The sequence below is a fragment of the Polaromonas sp. P1_E11 genome, from assembly GCF_056405995.1.
The window spans coordinates 892,954-909,571 of sequence record NZ_JBFUBA010000001.1 but is presented as its reverse complement, the minus strand read 5'-3'; the positions used below and the strand labels follow the sequence as shown (position 1 = coordinate 909,571).

The following is a 16,618-nucleotide window of genomic DNA, read 5'->3' as shown; positions in this document are numbered from 1 at the left end:
GCGCAAGCAGCTATTAAATTAATAGCATTTTGCCTTTCTCTACGGGTGCGATGAACCAGCTGGCGGCGGACGTTTCCCCGGCACGCCCGCGCAAAGGGGCACGGTTCGACCAATACATGCCTTGTTACGAATCTTTAAGGCGTCTTACACCGGTCTTTGGGTATATTGTGTACGGTGTACACAAATTAATGACTGTGCGCTTGCGCGCTGGCAACTTGATCGGTTGTTGCAGCGTTTCAGGTGACAGCCGCTTACCCAAGGAGATTTCCCATGGCCCGTTACGTAGATGGATTCATCGTTGCCGTCCCCGCCAAGAAAGTGGAGGACTACCGCAAGCTGTCCCGCAAGGCCGGCAAGATATGGAAGGAGTACGGCGCGATCGAATACACCGAGTGCATCGCCGACGACGTGAAACCCGGCAAGGTCACGTCCTTTCCGCAAAGCGTCAAGCTCAAGGCCGGCGAGGTGGTGGTGTTCTCGTGGATCACCTACAAGTCGCGCAAGCAGCGTGACAGCGTCAACAAAAAAGTCATGTCCGACCCGCGCCTGGAGGCCATGATGGACCCGAAAAACCTGCCCTTCGATGGGAAGCGGATGATTTTTGGGGGCTTCAAGACCATCGTCGAACTCTGAGCCCGAGCCAGAACCGGGGCCAATAGATGGCGAGATTCGTTTTGGTGCCAGGGGGGTGGCACGGGGGCTGGGCATTCGACGCTGTGAGCCATGCGCTGACAGGTGAAGGCCAGGAAGTTCAAGCGCTCACGCTCTCGGGCTTGGGCGACGAGCCTGCGAATGGCACCAATCTCGAAAGCCATGTCAACGAGGTGGTTCAGGTGCTTGGCGCGCGCGAGACGCCCGCGGTGCTGGTCGGTCATTCGTATGGGGGAATGGTCATTACCGGCGCGGCGGACAAGGAGCCGTTGCGCGTTAAAGCGATCATTTACGCCGATGCCTATGTGCCCGGCAACGGCGCATCGGTCTGGTCGCTCACCACCCCGAACTACCGGGATCGTTTCATCGCGGGCGTGGCTGCGGACGGTTTGGCTTGCGCGCCGGCGGCCCATCTCGACAGGCGATGCCGCCCCCATCCCATCGCCACCTTCCTGCAGGCGATCAAGCTGACAGGCGATTGGCGCAAGGTCCGCAGCAAAGCCTTTATCGCCGCATTCGGCTGGGAAGGAAGCCCGTTCATCGAGCTGTACGAGCGCTTCCGGTTGGACCCGGAATGGGCTACGCATCGCCTGGACTGCGCCCACGATATTCCGCGACTGGCGCCCGAAGCGCTTACGAAAATTCTGCTGAAGTACGTTTAGGCGCCGGGCTGCGCCGCCAACGCATGCAAGGCCTGGCGCGTGAAATCATCCGCCGGGAAAAACGTCTCCATCGCCAGCTCCTGCAGCGTCACGTCCACCGGCGTGCCGAAGATGGTGGTGGTGCTGATAAAGCTCAGCATGCCGGCCGGTGTCTTGAACAGGAAAGGCATGACCACGCTAGGGTGCTCGCCGTCGAGGTGTTCGTTTTTCGCTTCATCGGGCACGGGGTAGGCCTTGAGTTCCTCGAGCAAGGTCGCCAGCACCGCGTCGGCGGTAGCCGCGACTTGCTGGCGCAGGCGTTCAAATATGTGCGCGCGCCACTGCAGCAGGTTGGCGATGCGCGGCGCCAGGCCCAAAGGATGCAGGCTCAGGCGCAACACATTCACCGGCCCCTGCAGCAGCGAGGCATCGGCGCCTTCCATCAGGTGCGGCACCATGCGGTTGGCAGCCACCAGGTTCCAGTGCCGGTCCACCGCCAGCGCCGGGTAGGGCTCATGGCTTTTGAGCAGCAGCTCCACGGCCTGCCGGGCCGAGGCCAGCGCCGGGTCGCCCAGTGGCCGCTCTCGGTACATAGGCGCGTAGCCTGCCGCCACCAGCAGCGCATTGCGCTCGCGTAGCGGGATGTCCAGCCTCTCCGACAGCCGCAGCACCATCTCGCGGCTGGGCACCGAGCGGCCGGTTTCCACAAAACTCAAATGGCGTGTCGAAATGTCCGCCTCCTGGGCCAGGTCCAGCTGGCTCAGGCGCCGGTGCTGGCGCCAGTGGCGCAGGTGGTCGCCAAAAGGCTGAGGCGCACTTCGCGGCGCCGGGCGGCTGGGGTGGTAGGTGCTGGCGGTCATGGCCATCATCGTAAAGCCATGTGAGCAGGTTTCCATTACCTGCCAGGTTATCGACGGGCGGCTGGTGCGCAGGAATGATGACTTCCATGCGCACCGACCGGCGGCCCGGAGCGCTGATCAATATCACCGGCTGCCACTTTCAGGAGTTTTGCCATGTCTTCGAGTTCCATCCTTTCCTCTCCCAACTTCCTGCGCAATGTGCTGCGTGTGGATGCGCTGTCGTGCATCGCTTGCGGTGTATTGCAAGTCGCCTTTCCAGCCGCGATGGCCCGCCTGCTGAACCTGCCCGAGGGCCTGATTGCCTATACCGGAGAGTTCCTGCTGGTCTATGCGGCAGTCGTTGCGTTTGTTTCAACGCGTAATCCTTTGCCGCGTGGCGTTATCTGGGCACTGGTGGCGGGCAATATCGGCTGGGCGCTGGCCTGCGTGCTGATGCTGGCCAGCGGCCGTGTGTCGCCCTCCATGCTGGGCGTGGCCTATGTGGTGATGCAGGCGCTGACGGTGGCGGTGCTGGCCGAACTGCAGTACTTCGGCTTGCGCCGCGCATCGCCGCAGCCGGCTTGGTGAGAACGCACAAGACTCGGTAGAGGGGCAGGGTATGCGGCGCCGGACTCCCACGGGGCCGCAGTGCCTGCCAGAATGGGGGCTGCCGTCAATAAAAAGGAGTCCGCCATGGCCAAACCGCCTCCCCACGCTTTTTCCTCCACGCTCAAAAGCTTCAAGACCGCCTCCGGCAAAACCGGCAAGTTCTACTCCCTGCCGGAACTCGCCAAACAGTTTCCCAAAGTTTCCCGCTTACCGGTGTCCATGCGCATCGTGCTGGAGTCGGTGCTGCGCAATTGCGACGGCAAAAAGGTCACGGCCGAACACGTGGCGCAACTGGCCCACTGGCTGCCCCAGGCAGAGCGCACCGAAGAAATCCCGTTTGTTGTCTCGCGCGTGGTGCTGCAGGACTTCACCGGCGTGCCGCTGCTGGCTGACCTGGCCGCCATGCGCAGCGTGGCGCTGAAGCTGGGCAAGAACCCCAAAGCCATCGAGCCGCTGGTGCCGGTCGACCTGGTGGTCGACCACTCCATCATGGTCGACTACTACGGCAAGAAAAATTCCCTCGACCTCAACATGAAGCTTGAGTTCCAGCGCAACCGCGAGCGCTACGAGTTCATGAAGTGGGGCATGCAGGCCTTTGACACCTTTGGCGTGGTACCGCCGGGCTTCGGTATCGTGCACCAGGTCAATCTTGAATACCTCTCGCGCGGCGTGCATAAAAGCAAGGACGGCGTCTATTACCCCGACTCGCTGGTGGGCACCGACAGCCACACCACCATGATCAACGGCATCGGCGTGGTGGCCTGGGGCTGCGGCGGCATTGAGGCAGAGGCCGCCATGCTGGGCCAGCCGGTGTACTTCCTCACGCCCGACGTGGTCGGCTTTGAGCTGACAGGCCGCCTGCGCGAAGGCGTCACCGCCACCGACCTGGTGCTGCGCGTGACCGAGCAGTTGCGCAAGGAAAAGGTCGTCGGCAAGTTTGTCGAATTTTTCGGCGAAGGCACCCGCACGCTGGCCCTGCCCGACCGCGCCACCATCGGCAACATGGCACCCGAGTACGGCGCCACCATGGGCTTCTTCCCGGTCGACGAAAAAACCATTGACTACTTCAAGGGCACAGGCCGCACCAAGGAAGAGATCGAAGCCTTCGAGGCCTACTTCAAGGCGCAGGGCCTCTTCGGTGTGGCCAAGGCCGGCGAGATTGATTATTCGCATGTGGTCAGGCTGGATCTGGGCGACGTTACGCCCAGCCTGGCCGGCCCCAAGCGCCCGCAAGACCGTATCGAGCTCGGCAATGTCGCCGGGCAGTTCAAGTCGCTCTTCAGCAAGCCGATTGCCGAGAATGGTTTTAACCAGCCCGCCGGCATGCTCAACACCCGCCACCTGGTGCGCCGCACCGACGAGGGCCGGCTGGACACGCTGCCGTCGGCACCGCCCACACCGGCCGGTGCCGCACGCCCCGTGATGGAGATGGAAGGCAATCGTCCGACGCTGGCGCACGCACGCGCCAGCAACACCACGGATGCTCCTGCAAAGGCGCAGACCGAGGTGGTTCATTCAGCCCCCGGCATCACGGTGGGGAATGGCGACGTGCTGATCGCCGCCATCACCAGTTGCACCAACACCTCCAACCCCAGCGTGCTGCTGGCCGCGGGCCTGCTGGCCAAGAAGGCGGTGGAAGCGGGCCTGAAGGTGCAGCCGCACATCAAGACCTCGCTGGCGCCCGGCTCGCGCATCGTGACCGAGTACCTCACTGAAACCGGTCTGTTGCCCTACCTCGAAAAGCTCGGCTTCGCGCTGGCCGGCTACGGCTGCACCACCTGCATCGGCAATGCCGGCGACCTGACGCCCGAACTCAATGAGGCCATCAGCAAGAGCGACCTGGTCTGCGCGGCCGTGCTTTCGGGCAACCGCAACTTTGAGGCGCGCATCCACCCCAACCTCAAGGCCAACTTTCTGGCCAGCCCGCCGCTGGTGGTGGCCTACGCCATTGCCGGCACGGTGATGCGCGACCTGATGACCGAGCCCGTCGGAAAAGGCAAGGGCGGCAAGGATGTCTACCTGGGTGATATCTGGCCGACCAGCGAAGAAATCTACAAGCTCATGAAGTACGCCATGAACGGCAAGGCTTTCCGCGCCAACTACGCCAAGGTCAAGACCGAGCCCGGCAAGCTGTGGGAAAACATCAAGGGCGTCAAAGGCACGTCGTACACCTGGCCCGCCAGCACCTACATCGCCGAGCCGCCTTTCTTCAAGGACTTCACCATGAAGGTGGGCGAGGCCGGCAGTGTGTCCGTCAAGGGCGCGCGCATCATGGCGCTGTTTGCCGACTCCATCACGACGGACCACATTTCGCCGGCCGGCTCCATCAAGGCCAGCTCGCCCGCGGGCCTGTGGCTGCAGGCCAACGGCGTACAGAAGGCCGACTTCAACAGCTACGGCGCACGCCGCGGCAACCACGATGTGATGATGCGCGGCACCTTCGCCAATGTGCGCATCAAGAATTTGATGATTCCGCCCGATGCGGAAGGCTCGCGCGAAGAAGGCGGCGTCACATTGTTCCAGCCCGGCAACGAAAAGATGTTCATCTACGACGCTGCCATGAAGTACATGGACCAGGGCACGCCCACCGTGATCTTCGCCGGCGAGGAATACGGCACCGGCTCGTCGCGCGACTGGGCCGCCAAGGGCACGCAGCTCCTCGGCATCAAGGCCGTGGTGGCGCGCAGCTTTGAGCGCATCCACCGCAGCAACCTGGTCGGCATGGGCGTGCTGCCCCTGCAGTTCAAGCCGGGCGACTCGTGGCAGACCTTGAAGCTCACCGGCAATGAAATCATTGACGTGATTCCGCACCCTGAGCTGAAGCCGCAAAGCGAGGCCAAACTGGTGATCACGCGCGCCGACGGTTCTCGCGAGGAAGTCACCGTGATACTGCGCGTGGACACACCCATTGAGGTTGACTACTACCGCAACGGCGGAATTTTGCCGTTCGTGCTGCGACAGTTGCTCGCTTGATGTTCAGACAAGCCCTGATAGCCGGCGGCGGCATCGGCGGATTGGCGGCGGCGCTCGCGGTATCGCGCGCCGGCTGGGACGTCCGCCTGTTTGAACGCGCCAGCGCCTTCAGCGAAGTCGGCGCCGGCATCCAGCTCGGTCCCAATGTCGTCAAAGTGCTGCATGGCTGGGGGCTGGCCGACGCGCTCCAGGCCGTGGCTGCCATTCCCGAGCGACTGCAGGTTCGAAGTGCCATATCGGGCCAGCTGCTGGGCGAGTTGCCGTTGGGCGCCGCTATGACCCAGCGTTATGGCGCGCCTTACCTCTCCATTCATCGCGCCGACCTTCACGGCCTGCTGCTGCAGGCCGTGCAGCAGCACGCCGACGTGAAGCTGCATCTGAGCCGGCCTCTGCAGTCCTTCAGCCAGACCGCGCAAGCCGTCACGGTGCAGGCCGACGACGGCCCCGGCATTGAAGGCGACGCCCTCATAGGTGCTGACGGCATCTGGAGCACAGTGCGTCAGGAACTGCTGGGTGACGGTCTGCCACGCCGTACCGGCCACCTGGCTTACCGCGCCTTGGTACGGCAATCCGATCTACCTGAATTGCTCAGGAGCCGGCAGATCACGGTCTGGCTGGGGCCGCGCATGCACGTGGTGCAGTACCCGGTGCGCGGCGGTGAATGGCTCAATGTGGTGGCCATCGTGCAGGGTGAAGCCGCTGCCGAAGCCGACCTCTGGGACCACAGCGCCAACACCTCCGATCTGGCCGCGACGACTACCGGCTGTTGTGCCGCGCTGCGCGAGGTACTGGATGCCATCGGGGGCTGGCGCTTGTGGGTGCTGCATGACCGCGCGCCGATGCAAGGCGCCCATCAGCACGCCGTAGGCCGTGTGGCCTTATTGGGCGATGCCGCCCATCCGATGCGGCCTTACCTCGCGCAAGGCGCCGGCATGGCGATCGAAGACGCCGCCGAGCTAGGCCATGTTTTGGCCCAGGCGCTGGACCCGGCGTTTGACGTACCCACCATGATGCAGCGGTATGCGCTCAACCGCTGGCAGCGCAATGCGCGCGTGCAGGCGCGGGCGCTGCGCAACGGACAGATATTTCACGCCGATGGTCTGCTGCGTTGGGGCCGCGATGCCTCGCTCAGACTGCTGGGCGAAAAATTGCTGGATATGCCCTGGCTGTATGGTGCAAGCCAAACATACCTTGATGGGCATTGAGTCGTCGTAACCCAATAGCTGTTTGCGCACGCCTTATGGCGACGCTTGCAGAGGCGGCCGCTATTTATTCACGGGATTCTGTTTTTCTCGGACTTTGGAACTTGTATGTACTTCCTCATCCTGTCGAATTTTTCATCGTAAACCAGCACATTGTCCCTCTGTTCGGGCCGGAGAATTCTCAAGCTGTTGTACCGGGTTTCCACTTTCTCTTCAGTGTTCAAAAAAACCTTGTGATCCCAACGCTCTTCCGGGTCTTTATAAACAGTTTCGATGATGACCTTGCCCGGGAAAACTTCGTTAAATGCGATGTAGTACTCCGGATGAAGGGAGGGATCGTTCTTTCTGAGGAACACCAGGAGGAGGTAGGCATCGTTCAGTCCTTCCCGCGTGTCCTTGAGCAGAATGGCGATTTCTTTCTTGTCCTGGCCGCTGAAATCCCCTTCCCTTAACAGGCTGGAGTATTTGAGGTTTCCGGAATTCACGAATCGGTAGCTCGATCCTTCGTCGGACGCATAAAAATCGATGAGCTTCTCTTTGACGCCGTATGGCAATTCCTTGAGATAAAACGCATCGAAGTCGTTGCCGTATTTTCTCCCGAAGTCTTCTGCTGAGACCAGGTAGTTGTCGTTCAGCAGGGCGGGCATCAGGGTGGGGTATTCAACCGCGCCCTTCATTGCGAGCTTTAAATAAGCTTTCCAGTTTTCCTGGCCGACTCTGGGTTGATACTTTTCCAGATCCTGAAGCGCATTCGTTTCAATCACAGAGTACCCGCGTTGGTTCCCGGCCTTGCCGTCTTTGCAGGTAACGCAATAAATGGTTTCACCAAAACTGAGGTCGTAGAGTTTTTCAGGAAGCTGGTCGTACTCTTTTTTGTAGTTTGCATCCAGGAGCTTGCCCTTGGTGATATGACCGGTATCACCAGTAAAGATGGCGAGTGTCTTTGACACGGCGACAGCCCTTGCCGCCGTGTCTCCCGTTGTATTTCCTGTTGTATCCGCTGACGTGGCATATCTATCCGTTTCGTGCATGAAGTCGTAGTATTTGAAATACTCGAAAACATTTCTGGCAAAGAAACAAACGAGCACAAACACAATCAATGCAAGCGCTGCCAAAGTTTTTTTGGTCCTGGATAGGGTCGAAAAATTCATGGATCAGATGGGGGTGATAGGTATTTAAGACAACAGGCGAACAAATCTGCTGATGGAAGACCTGCTATCGTGAAATGCAGTCAAGAATTGAACCAGACCGCCGGAGTATCGCTGACTATTTTGACTGGCACAACGGGGCAGGATTGCGTTCAAGCATGGATCGAATCACCCTAAAGCAAAGTCGCGCTCGAGGTTTCCCTCCCGAATCGCGGCATCCTGGATGATGCATCGCAATGATAGATCGACAAGGAAAATGACGATTGCTGGAACGCTTTGTTATGGTATTTGCTATAAAAATAGTAGCTGCTTGCGCACATCCTGCAAAGGCTCTGGCTACTATTCTTATGGATTTCCTGAAAATCCGTGCGCAGCTTCCATATCTGCGGAAACAACACGACACCAGCGTCTTGCGCAGGTAGCTGACGCCGCCGATGCCGCTGCTGGTGGTGGCCGACGCCATCGCCGGCACGGTGATGCGCAACCTGATCGGGTGCCCACCAGCATGCCGTGGGCCGCGGGATGGTGTGATGGGGCGGGATGTGGCGATGAAGGTGTTGGAAGAGAAAATGTTGGATTTTCTTCGGTTGTTATGGATTACGTTTCCGGCCAGCCCTAGTCCGCGTACGCCCCTGCTGCCTTGATCACCGGCGTCCAGCGTGCAATTTCGCTGCGCAAATATTCGCGATGGCCCGCGGGTGTGTTGCGCGCGTCTCGAACCACCTCGATCCCCGAAGCGAGTTGTGCCCGTTTGAATGCGTCCGTCTGGATTGCGCCCAGCAATGCAGCGTTGATCCTGGTTTGTACCGCCTGAGGCGTGTTCTTCGGCGCATACAAGCCGTACCAGACGCCAAGCCGGACAGAGGGAATCCCGAATTTCTCGAGCGTCGGGATCGCCGAGGCACCGGGAACGTTGAGCGGCCTGGCTGATGTCACGCCGACGGGCCTGGTTTTTCCGTTAAATACATGAGGGAGCACATTGGCTGTCAAATCGCACATCAGGTCTACATGGCCCCCCAGTAAATCCGCCAACGCCGGAGCGGTCCCACGATAGGGAACGGTGGTCATGCCGATGCCCAGCGAAGACTGGAGCAGCAGGCCGCACAGATGCGACGCCGACCCAATGCCGCCGTTGGCAAGCTTGACCTGTGGTTGCGTGGCTATCCACCGCACCAGCTCAACCGCTGAGCCCGTAGCTATCTGTGGGCGCGTGACCAGCATCAGTGGCGATTCAGCCATGATGCCCAAAGGTTCGAAGTCCGTTTCCGGGTTGAAACCGAGGCGGCGGTATAGCGCAGGGGCTGTCGCCATCCCGATATGGTTCAACAGCAGGGTATAGCCGTCGGCAGCCGCACGCAAGGCGATGGTACTGCCCAGGTTGCCTCCGGCGCCTGACAGGTTCTGGATGATGACGGATTGCCCTAGCTGCTTTTCCAGCGGTAAGGCAAGCTCCCGCGCGAGCTTGTCCATAGGACCTCCTGCGGGGTAGGGAACAATCAATGTCACTGGTTTCGAGGGGTAAACACCTTGCGCCTGCGCGCCCATGCCGCATGCCAGCAAGGCCCAAAAAACCAGTGAAAACAGTTTCTTGCTCATAAGTTTCTCCAGGGTTACCGGTACTTTTCAGGCTGGCATGCGAAGGGCTGCATGGCCGACGGCCGAGGCCCGCAGGGCTCGCCGCGCCTGCGTCGCTGCCAGGCATTTCTCGATGATGGCGGGCTCCGATGTAAAGGGAGTACCACCTGGAAAGGGCGGCTTGGGGTCGTATTCGATCTGGAGCTGGATTTGCTTGGCTGCTTCGTCTCCCATCAGCATTGCGACGACCTTCAGGGCCATGTCGATGCCGGATGTCACGCCGCCAGCAGTGAAGATATTTCCGTCCACACACATGCGCTCTCTGGTGACGGTGGCACCGAACGCCGGCAGAAAATCAATGGCCTGCCAGTGGCAGGTGCTTCGCCGGCCCTTGAGAAGGCCCGCGGCGCCGAGCAGCAGCGAGCCCGTACAGATGCCGAAGATGTACTTCGCCGACTTTGCTTGCCTGCGGGTGAAATTGACCCACTCGGCATCCAGTATGGCGTCGTCGGTTCCAGGTCCCCCCGGCACCACCAGCAGGTCGCAGGGTGGCGCGTTTGCGATGGTCGTGGTGGGTATCAGCATGAGGCCGCGGTCCGAGCGGACTGGCTCCAGTGACTTCCCCACGAGCTCGACATGCACCCCCGGCACACGTGCCAGGACTTCAAAAGGCCCTGTCAAATCAAGTTGTGTCAAGGCATTGAAGAGAATAATATTAACTTTCATGAACACCCTCCTTAAGACGCTGACGGTAAGGCCAGGTGCTGCAGGGGAAGTGCCAAAAGCGGGCGAATGTGCGCCAAAATGGGTGGCATTTCTTTTGTTTGACGGCTTCCAGCCCATTGACCTCGCCGGGCCGTGGCAGGCATTTGCCACGGCAAATGAAGAGGTGGGTGTTCCGGCGTATCGCCTGGTCACCGTGGCACAGAAGGACGCTGTAACGAGCGCCGATGGTGCAATGAAAATCCATGTGGACCACGATCTGGGGGCTGCCGCGGCATTGCCGATCGATGCGCTGGTGGTGCCGGGCGGTGGCGGTGTCCATGCGGCATGTGCCGATCTTCAACTGGTCAACTGGCTGCGGGAAAGAGACCAGGCCACACGTAGAACCTGCAGCGTTTGCACGGGGGCCTTCCTGCTCGCCGCGACCGGTCTGTTGAGTGGCCGGGAGGTCACCACCCACTGGCGATCCGCCGAGAGATTGCAGCGGGACTTCCCGGACCTCAGGGTTAACGACGACAAGATCTACTGCGAAAGCGGCAAGTACTGGACCACGGCGGGTGTTACGGCCGGTATCGACCTCGCGCTGGCCCTTATCGAGCGCGACCATGGCGCAGACGTATCGCAGCGTGTTGCGCGGCGGCTGCTTGTCTATTTACGCAGGGACGGCGATCAGCGCCAGTACAGCCAGGCCCTGAGGATTCAGGATCGGGCCATTGCACCATTTCGCCAGTTGATCGAGTTGTTGCAGGCCCGGCTTGATCATGAATGGTCCGTCGACGAGATGGCGGGTATGTGCAATATGTCCCGGCGCACTTTTCAGCGCAAGTTTGCGGAAAACTTCGGCATGGGCCCCATAGCCGCACTCAACAGCTTGCGGTGTGAACAGGCGGAAATCCTCGCCAGCTCGGGGCGCCTATCGGGGAAGGAAGTCCAGAGGCATACCGGATCGACCCGGGGTATTTCCAGGACAGCGGCCGCAGCGCGTAATCGCGCCAGCGGCGCCTGCTGATCACCAAGGCCCCCCGGGGATTCACCGTCTGCACCCTGGGGCGCCTATAAGTCAGTGCGTAGTTTCCAGATCTCGGGAAATAAAACCACATCCAGCATCTTGCGCAGGTAGCTGACGCCACCCGTCCCACCCGTGCCACGCTTGAACCCGATCACGCGCTCCACCGTGGTTACATGCCGGAACCGCCAAAGCCGGAACGCATCTTCCAAATCGGTAAGCTCTTCACCGAGTTGGTACAGATCCCAATACTTCTTCGGGTCGCGATACACCACCAGCCACGCCTGCTCAACAGCGTCGCTTTCTACATAGCCTTGCATCCAGTCGCGCTGCGTGTGGCTGGCCGGCACGGCCAGGCCGCGGCGGGCCAGCAGGCGCAGGGCTTCGTCATAGAGTGACGGGGCTTCATACGCGGCTTGTACCTGTGCGAGCAGGTCGGGCCGGTGCGCATGGGGCTTGAGCATGGCGGCATTCTTGTTACCGAGCGCGAATTCGATGCAACGGTACTGCGCGCTTTGAAAGCCGCTGGAGTTGGCCAGGTAAGGGCGTATCGCGCTGTACTCGGGCGGTGTCATGGTGGCCAGCACGTCCCAGGCATGCACCAGCTGCTCCATGATCCTGCTCACGCGGGCCAGCATCTTGAAAGCGGTGCCCAGCTCGTCTTTGGCCACATTGGCTATTGCCGCACGCAGCTCGTGCAGCATCAGTTTCATCCAGAGCTCGCTGGTCTGGTGCTGGATGATGAACAGCATTTCGTTGTGGTCGGGCGAGAGCGGCTTTTGCGCGCCGAGGATAGCGTCGAGCTGCAGGTAGTCGCCATAGCTCATCGACTGACTGAAGTCGAGTTGCGCTTTTTCGTCGCGCACGATGTCTGCCGGCCGTTGTGTGTTCATGGATGATCTTTCACGGAAAAGCGATCTGGGCATTGAAACAAGCAGGGGCTGCGGAACCTGCTTTGCCGGGCTGCAGGCGCAGCGGTCCCTCTTGTGATGAAAGGGGCAGGGAGAAGCCGCAGGCTGCACGCAGTGGAAGACCGTGGGGGCCATGTCATCATGTGACCGCGTGCTTCTGGTTGAACTCGGATTTTTGCCATTCGGCGCTTTCCAGCACCTGCTTCAAATGTTCGACGGCGTTCCAGACGTCTTCAAAACCGATGTAGAGCGGTGTGAAGCCGAAGCGGAGGATGTCGAGGTGCTTGCCGGCGCCGCCGTCTCCCGCGCGGAAGTCGCCGATGACGCCGCGCGCGATCAGCGCCTGCACGATGGCGTAGGCGCCCTGGGTTTTGGTCAGGCAGACCTGCGAGCCACGCATAGCGTGCTCACGTGGCGTGCCCAGACCCAGGCCATGGCCGGCACAGCGTTCTTCCACGAGTTGAATAAACAGGTCGGTGAGCGCCAGCGACTTTTTACGCAGGGCCTGCATGCCGCCAAATGCTTCGGCGGCCAGCACGGTGTCCAGTCCGCACTCCAGCGCGGTCATGCTCAGGATGGGTTGCGTGCCGCACAGATAGCGTGAGATACCCGTCGCGGGCCGGTAGTCGGGCGTGAACTCAAACGGTGCAGCGTGGCCCCACCAGCCGGCCAGCGGTTGCCAGAAACGGTCGGAGTGTTTCGGATTCACCCAGACAAAAGCCGGCGCGCCGGGGCCGCCGTTGAGGTATTTGTAGCCGCAGCCAATCGAGAAATCGGCTTTCGCCGCATTCAGGTCCACCGGTACGGCGCCCGCGCTGTGGGCCAGATCCCAGACGGTGAGTGCGCCTGCTGCGTGCGCTGCTGCGGTGACGGCGGCCATGTCGTGCATGGCGCCGGTGCGGTAGTTCACATGGGTGAGCATCAACACGGCCACTTCGCTGGTGAGCGCGGCAGCGATCTCTTCGGGCTCGACCAGTCGCAGGCGAAAGCCGTGTTCACGGCACAGCGCTTCTGCGATGTACAGGTCGGTCGGGAAGTTGCTGCGCTCGCTGACGATCACCTTGCGCGTGGGCGTGTCCTGGGCCGCGATGTGCAGTGCGGCGCTTAGCACCTTGTAGAGGTTGATGGAGGTGCTGTCGGTGGCCACCACTTCGCCGGGGGCAGCACCTATCAGCCGGGCAATCTTGTTGCCCAGGCGTTGCGGCAGCTCAAACCAGCCAGCACTGTTCCAGGAGCGGATCAGGCCCTGGCCCCATTCGGCCGTCACGGCTTCAGCGACGCGAGCGGCGGCTGTTTTGGGCAGCACGCCCAGCGAATTGCCGTCGAGGTAGATCACATCTTCGGGCAAGGTGAATTGCTGGCGCAGCGTGCGCAGCGGGTCTTGCGTATCGAGGGCGCGGCAGTCTTGCAGAGTGGTCATGGAGTCGTCTTCATGGAAGTTCACGCAGGACTGCGCGAACGGGAGAGGCGTCGGCCCGGGTGAGTTTGAGTGGCAGGGCAATGAGTTCGTAGTCGCCTTCGGCCACGTCGTCGAGCACCAGGTTTTCGAGCACGCGCAGGTCTTGCGCCAGCAACTGGTGGTGGCTGGGCAGATCCTGGCTGGTGGCCGGATCCACGCTCGGGGTGTCGATGCCGATGAGGGTGATGTGCTTGTTCGCCAGCAGTTGCAGTGTCTCGGGGGCGATGGCGGTGAAAGCGTCCCAGGCCTGGCTGGCGATGCGAGAGGTGCGCAGCAGCACGCGCGCGGGTAAATTCTCCAGCGCATGGGTGATGTGTTCCGGCCGCACCAGCGGGCCGCAGTCCATGCAGTGGATCACGCGGCAGGGCCCGAGGTAGGGCGCGAGGTCGAGTTCACCGACGCTGGTTTCACCGTTGGCATAGTGCAGCGGCGCATCGGCATGCGCGCCGGTGTGGGGCGATAGTGTGATGCTGTTGACGTTGACCGGGCAGTCCGGCGTCAGTGAAAAATGCAACTGCTGCGAATAGGCCGTGTCGCCGGGGAACACCGCGGCGTTTTCATCCACCGATGGTGAGATGTCCCAGAGTTTTCGCGGTGGTGATGTGGTGGAAGCGGAGGTGCGGGCTGTCATGGTGCAAAGGTAGCACCGGCAAAAAAGCCATGGTGTCGGTTATTTCCAACAATCTCAAAAATAGTTGAAACCTAAAGTACCTGACAAAAAACGGGCCGCGCAGTCGCCGGGCGCGGCCTGTGGAACCCGTCGGCCTCGGGCACAATTAAAGGCTGTAGCGCTCGTTGCGGCATCGATTTACCAGAGCGTCTTTACAACCCCTTCAAAGAGACAAAGGCACACCATGAATTCCGAGAACAAGTCCAGCGGCAAAGTCGCACTCGTCACCGGCGCGGGCACCGGCATTGGCAAGGCTGTGGCCTTGGCCCTGCTGCGTGAAGGCTACAGCGTGGCGCTGGTGGGCCGTCGCGCCGAGCCGCTCAACGAGGTTGCCAAAGAGTCGGGCACAGACCGCGCGCTGGCTTTGCCGACAGACGTGAGCCAGCCCGACTCCGTGGCGGCGGCATTCGCCAAAGTGAGGGAAAAGTTCGGCCGGCTGGACTTGCTGTTCAACAACGCCGGTGTGGGCGCGCCGCCCGTCAACCTCGAAGACATCACGTTTGAGCAGTGGACCAATGTGGTCAACATCAACCTGACCGGCTCCTTCCTCTGTGCGCAGGCCGCCATCAAGTTGATGAAAGACCAGTTGCCCCAGGGCGGCCGCATCATCAACAACGGCTCGATTTCCGCCCATGCGCCTCGGCCCAACTCAGCGCCTTACACCTCGACCAAACACGCCATCACGGGCCTGACCAAGTCGATCTCGCTGGACGGGCGAAAGTACAACATCGCCTGCGGCCAGATCGACATTGGCAACGCCATGACAGAGCTCGCGGCCCGGATGGCCAAGGGCGTGCCCCAGGCCAACGGCGAGATCGCCATTGAGCCGATGATGGACGCGAAAGAAGTGGCTGACGCCGTGGTGCACATGGCGTCTCTGCCGTTGTCAACCAATGTGCAGTTCATGACCATCATGGCCACGAAGATGCCGTTTGTGGGCCGCGGTTGAGGGATGTTGTGTTGAGCCCGGCGCATATTGCTCAAGGTATGCATGGCGCATAGCCAGGACAACTGAGGGTTGCGCGAAATGTGTTGTATTGTATGTATATGAACAATACAGTATCTGATCTGGAACAGTACCTCGAAGAGTTGGCACGTACTGCCCAGCCGGGGGATCGCCTTCCGACCATTCGGGATTTGATGCGCCGGTTTGCCGTCTCCCAGATGGTGATTCAGCGCGCCTTCCAGGGCTTGAAAGCCCGAGGGCTGATTGCATCGCAGGTAGGCCGTGGCACCTATTTTCGCGTAGAGGGTGAAGCCACCGGTGCCGGTTCGGGCGCCCAGCCATCGGCCGGCAGATCCGTGTTACTGCTTCGCCGCTCCATCAGCATTGCCCGCGGCCGTGTGTTGATAGAAGGACTGCAGCGCCGCTTTACCGCGGATGGCCACCGCGTACTGGAAGTTTCCTACACCGATCCCGCCCACGCGCGGACTGTATTGAAGGGCTCGCCCCGCTTTGATGCCTGCGTGGTTCAGTCGAGCTACAAAACCATCACGATTGATTTGCTCGCAGCGCTCAAAGAGAAATGTGACGCGTTGGCTGTGGATGGCGTGGCCCTCGCTGGAGCCGACGTCGAGGTGGTCGGCATGGAATGGGGAGAGCCGCTGGCATCGGCGATCACGCTTTTGCAGCAGCAAGGCCATACGCGCATTGCGTATGCAACGACGTCACACCCATTTTTGGCAACCCAGATGGGGCGGCGGCGCTTCGACTACCTGCAGACCACCCTGACTGGAATTGAGCTTCAGGCGATCACTGTGCCGCACCTGCCTGACGAGAACTACGAAGCGGTGCTTGTGGAAATGATCAAGGCAGGTCTGGACGCCTCGGGACAGCTACCTTTCACCGCGTTGGTGGCGTGGGGCGTCGAGGATGGCGCCAGATTTCGGGAGCTGCTGCAGGAAGCCGGCATTGGCATACCCGCACTGCTGAGTGTGGTGTTGCTGGGGCGTACGGATCTTGCGAACGAGCACGCCAACTTTTTTGACACGATCGGATGCAGCGTGGCCGATCAGATCGAGTATTTGTATCTGGCCATCAATGCACGATGGGCCGACCCTTCAATCCCCTATGGCGTACGCCTGATTCCTGTGACGACTTACGCTGGCCAATCGATCGCCACCTTGCCGATGGCTGGTGAGCCGCATGAGCAGGGTTTGCGGAAGTCCGTCAAAACTCGCAGCGAGGCGATTGCCGCCGGCTCCTGATCA

The 16,618-nt window shown here is 61.0% G+C and carries 15 protein-coding genes; 8 read left to right on the top strand and 7 right to left on the bottom strand.

The annotated features are described in order from the left end of the window. Positions 1–270 precede the first annotated feature (270 nt). Together AC1D11_RS04565 and AC1D11_RS04560 are read left to right on the top strand one after the other, a co-directional pair. On the top strand, positions 271–633 hold the full coding sequence (locus AC1D11_RS04565; protein ID WP_457279322.1) for a DUF1428 domain-containing protein: 363 nt from the start codon (positions 271–273) through the stop codon (positions 631–633). Between the two features lie 26 nt (positions 634–659). Next, the gene (locus AC1D11_RS04560; RefSeq protein WP_477649368.1) at positions 660–1,313 is read left to right on the top strand and encodes an alpha/beta fold hydrolase; all 654 of its coding nucleotides are present in this window, start codon (positions 660–662) and stop codon (positions 1,311–1,313) included. Here the strand turns inward: AC1D11_RS04560 and AC1D11_RS04555 are convergent. Continuing rightward, the gene (locus tag AC1D11_RS04555; RefSeq protein WP_477649375.1) at positions 1,310–2,158 is read right to left on the bottom strand and encodes a helix-turn-helix domain-containing protein; all 849 of its coding nucleotides are present in this window, start codon (positions 2,156–2,158) and stop codon (positions 1,310–1,312) included. The two genes, AC1D11_RS04560 and AC1D11_RS04555, sit on opposite strands and share 4 nt — an antisense overlap. A gap of 147 nt (positions 2,159–2,305) precedes the next feature. Between AC1D11_RS04555 and AC1D11_RS04550 the strand changes: the two genes are divergently transcribed. The 3 genes from AC1D11_RS04550 to AC1D11_RS04540 all read left to right on the top strand — a co-directional run bounded on the left by AC1D11_RS04550 (position 2,306) and on the right by AC1D11_RS04540 (position 6,918). Beyond that, the gene (locus AC1D11_RS04550; protein WP_477649369.1) at positions 2,306–2,719 is read left to right on the top strand and encodes a hypothetical protein; all 414 of its coding nucleotides are present in this window, start codon (positions 2,306–2,308) and stop codon (positions 2,717–2,719) included. 105 nt (positions 2,720–2,824) lie between these two features. Beyond that, entirely contained in the window at positions 2,825–5,713 is a 2,889-nt protein-coding gene (locus AC1D11_RS04545) for an aconitate hydratase (protein WP_477649370.1), read from the top strand. Continuing rightward, a complete protein-coding gene (locus tag AC1D11_RS04540; RefSeq protein ID WP_477649371.1) occupies positions 5,713–6,918 on the top strand; it encodes an FAD-dependent monooxygenase in 1,206 nt (401 codons plus the stop codon). Before AC1D11_RS04545 ends, AC1D11_RS04540 begins: the two co-directional genes overlap by 1 nt. Before the next feature lie 68 nt (positions 6,919–6,986). Here the strand turns inward: AC1D11_RS04540 and AC1D11_RS04535 are convergent, their stop codons facing one another. From AC1D11_RS04535 to AC1D11_RS04525, 3 genes are all read right to left on the bottom strand, one after another. After that, on the bottom strand, positions 6,987–8,066 hold the full coding sequence (locus tag AC1D11_RS04535; protein WP_477649372.1) for a hypothetical protein: 1,080 nt from the start codon (positions 8,064–8,066) through the stop codon (positions 6,987–6,989). 612 nt (positions 8,067–8,678) lie between these two features. Next, positions 8,679–9,659, bottom strand: coding sequence for a tripartite tricarboxylate transporter substrate-binding protein (locus AC1D11_RS04530; protein ID WP_477647342.1), 981 nt, complete (start codon positions 9,657–9,659; stop codon positions 8,679–8,681). A gap of 27 nt (positions 9,660–9,686) precedes the next feature. Beyond that, positions 9,687–10,364 (bottom strand): DJ-1/PfpI family protein, encoded by a 678-nt coding sequence (locus tag AC1D11_RS04525; RefSeq protein WP_477647343.1) that lies wholly within the window; start codon positions 10,362–10,364, stop codon positions 9,687–9,689. Positions 10,365–10,446: 82 nt separating this feature from the next. Here AC1D11_RS04525 and AC1D11_RS04520 point away from each other — a divergent pair, with 82 nt between their 5' ends. Continuing rightward, positions 10,447–11,370, top strand: coding sequence for a GlxA family transcriptional regulator (locus AC1D11_RS04520; RefSeq protein ID WP_477647452.1), 924 nt, complete (start codon positions 10,447–10,449; stop codon positions 11,368–11,370). Between the two features lie 44 nt (positions 11,371–11,414). On the opposite strand, the gene kynA is transcribed toward AC1D11_RS04520, so the two are convergent. The 3 genes from kynA to kynB form a co-directional block, all read right to left on the bottom strand. Beyond that, positions 11,415–12,260, bottom strand: a complete 846-nt coding sequence (gene kynA / locus AC1D11_RS04515; RefSeq protein ID WP_477647344.1) for a tryptophan 2,3-dioxygenase — start codon at positions 12,258–12,260, stop codon at positions 11,415–11,417. Between the two features lie 157 nt (positions 12,261–12,417). After that, positions 12,418–13,698, bottom strand: a complete 1,281-nt coding sequence (gene kynU, locus AC1D11_RS04510; protein WP_477647345.1) for a kynureninase — start codon at positions 13,696–13,698, stop codon at positions 12,418–12,420. Positions 13,699–13,708: 10 nt separating this feature from the next. Further along, entirely contained in the window at positions 13,709–14,368 is a 660-nt protein-coding gene (gene kynB / locus AC1D11_RS04505) for an arylformamidase (protein ID WP_477647346.1), read from the bottom strand. Positions 14,369–14,591: 223 nt separating this feature from the next. On the opposite strand from kynB, the gene AC1D11_RS04500 reads away from it, so the two are divergent. Next, positions 14,592–15,356, top strand: a complete 765-nt coding sequence (locus AC1D11_RS04500; RefSeq protein WP_477647347.1) for an SDR family oxidoreductase — start codon at positions 14,592–14,594, stop codon at positions 15,354–15,356. Between the two features lie 98 nt (positions 15,357–15,454). Then, positions 15,455–16,615: a GntR family transcriptional regulator gene (locus AC1D11_RS04495; RefSeq protein ID WP_477647348.1), complete on the top strand. Its 1,161-nt coding sequence runs from the start codon at positions 15,455–15,457 to the stop codon at positions 16,613–16,615. Positions 16,616–16,618 lie beyond the last annotated feature (3 nt).

Excerpts from the sequence above, each read along its gene's own strand:
- AC1D11_RS04565 (WP_457279322.1), top strand. The coding sequence starts at position 271 with ATGGCCCGTTACGTAGATGGATTCATCGTTGCCGTCCCCGCCAAGAAA.
- AC1D11_RS04560 (WP_477649368.1), top strand. The coding sequence starts at position 660 with ATGGCGAGATTCGTTTTGGTGCCAGGGGGGTGGCACGGGGGCTGGGCA.
- AC1D11_RS04555 (WP_477649375.1), bottom strand. The coding sequence starts at position 2,158 with ATGGCCATGACCGCCAGCACCTACCACCCCAGCCGCCCGGCGCCGCGA.
- AC1D11_RS04550 (WP_477649369.1), top strand. The coding sequence starts at position 2,306 with ATGTCTTCGAGTTCCATCCTTTCCTCTCCCAACTTCCTGCGCAATGTG.
- AC1D11_RS04545 (WP_477649370.1), top strand. The coding sequence starts at position 2,825 with ATGGCCAAACCGCCTCCCCACGCTTTTTCCTCCACGCTCAAAAGCTTC.
- AC1D11_RS04540 (WP_477649371.1), top strand. The coding sequence starts at position 5,713 with ATGTTCAGACAAGCCCTGATAGCCGGCGGCGGCATCGGCGGATTGGCG.
- AC1D11_RS04535 (WP_477649372.1), bottom strand. The coding sequence starts at position 8,066 with ATGAATTTTTCGACCCTATCCAGGACCAAAAAAACTTTGGCAGCGCTT.
- AC1D11_RS04530 (WP_477647342.1), bottom strand. The coding sequence starts at position 9,659 with ATGAGCAAGAAACTGTTTTCACTGGTTTTTTGGGCCTTGCTGGCATGC.
- AC1D11_RS04525 (WP_477647343.1), bottom strand. The coding sequence starts at position 10,364 with ATGAAAGTTAATATTATTCTCTTCAATGCCTTGACACAACTTGATTTG.
- kynA (WP_477647344.1), bottom strand. The coding sequence starts at position 12,260 with ATGAACACACAACGGCCGGCAGACATCGTGCGCGACGAAAAAGCGCAA.
- kynU (WP_477647345.1), bottom strand. The coding sequence starts at position 13,698 with ATGACCACTCTGCAAGACTGCCGCGCCCTCGATACGCAAGACCCGCTG.
- kynB (WP_477647346.1), bottom strand. The coding sequence starts at position 14,368 with ATGACAGCCCGCACCTCCGCTTCCACCACATCACCACCGCGAAAACTC.
- AC1D11_RS04500 (WP_477647347.1), top strand. The coding sequence starts at position 14,592 with ATGAATTCCGAGAACAAGTCCAGCGGCAAAGTCGCACTCGTCACCGGC.
- AC1D11_RS04495 (WP_477647348.1), top strand. The coding sequence starts at position 15,455 with ATGAACAATACAGTATCTGATCTGGAACAGTACCTCGAAGAGTTGGCA.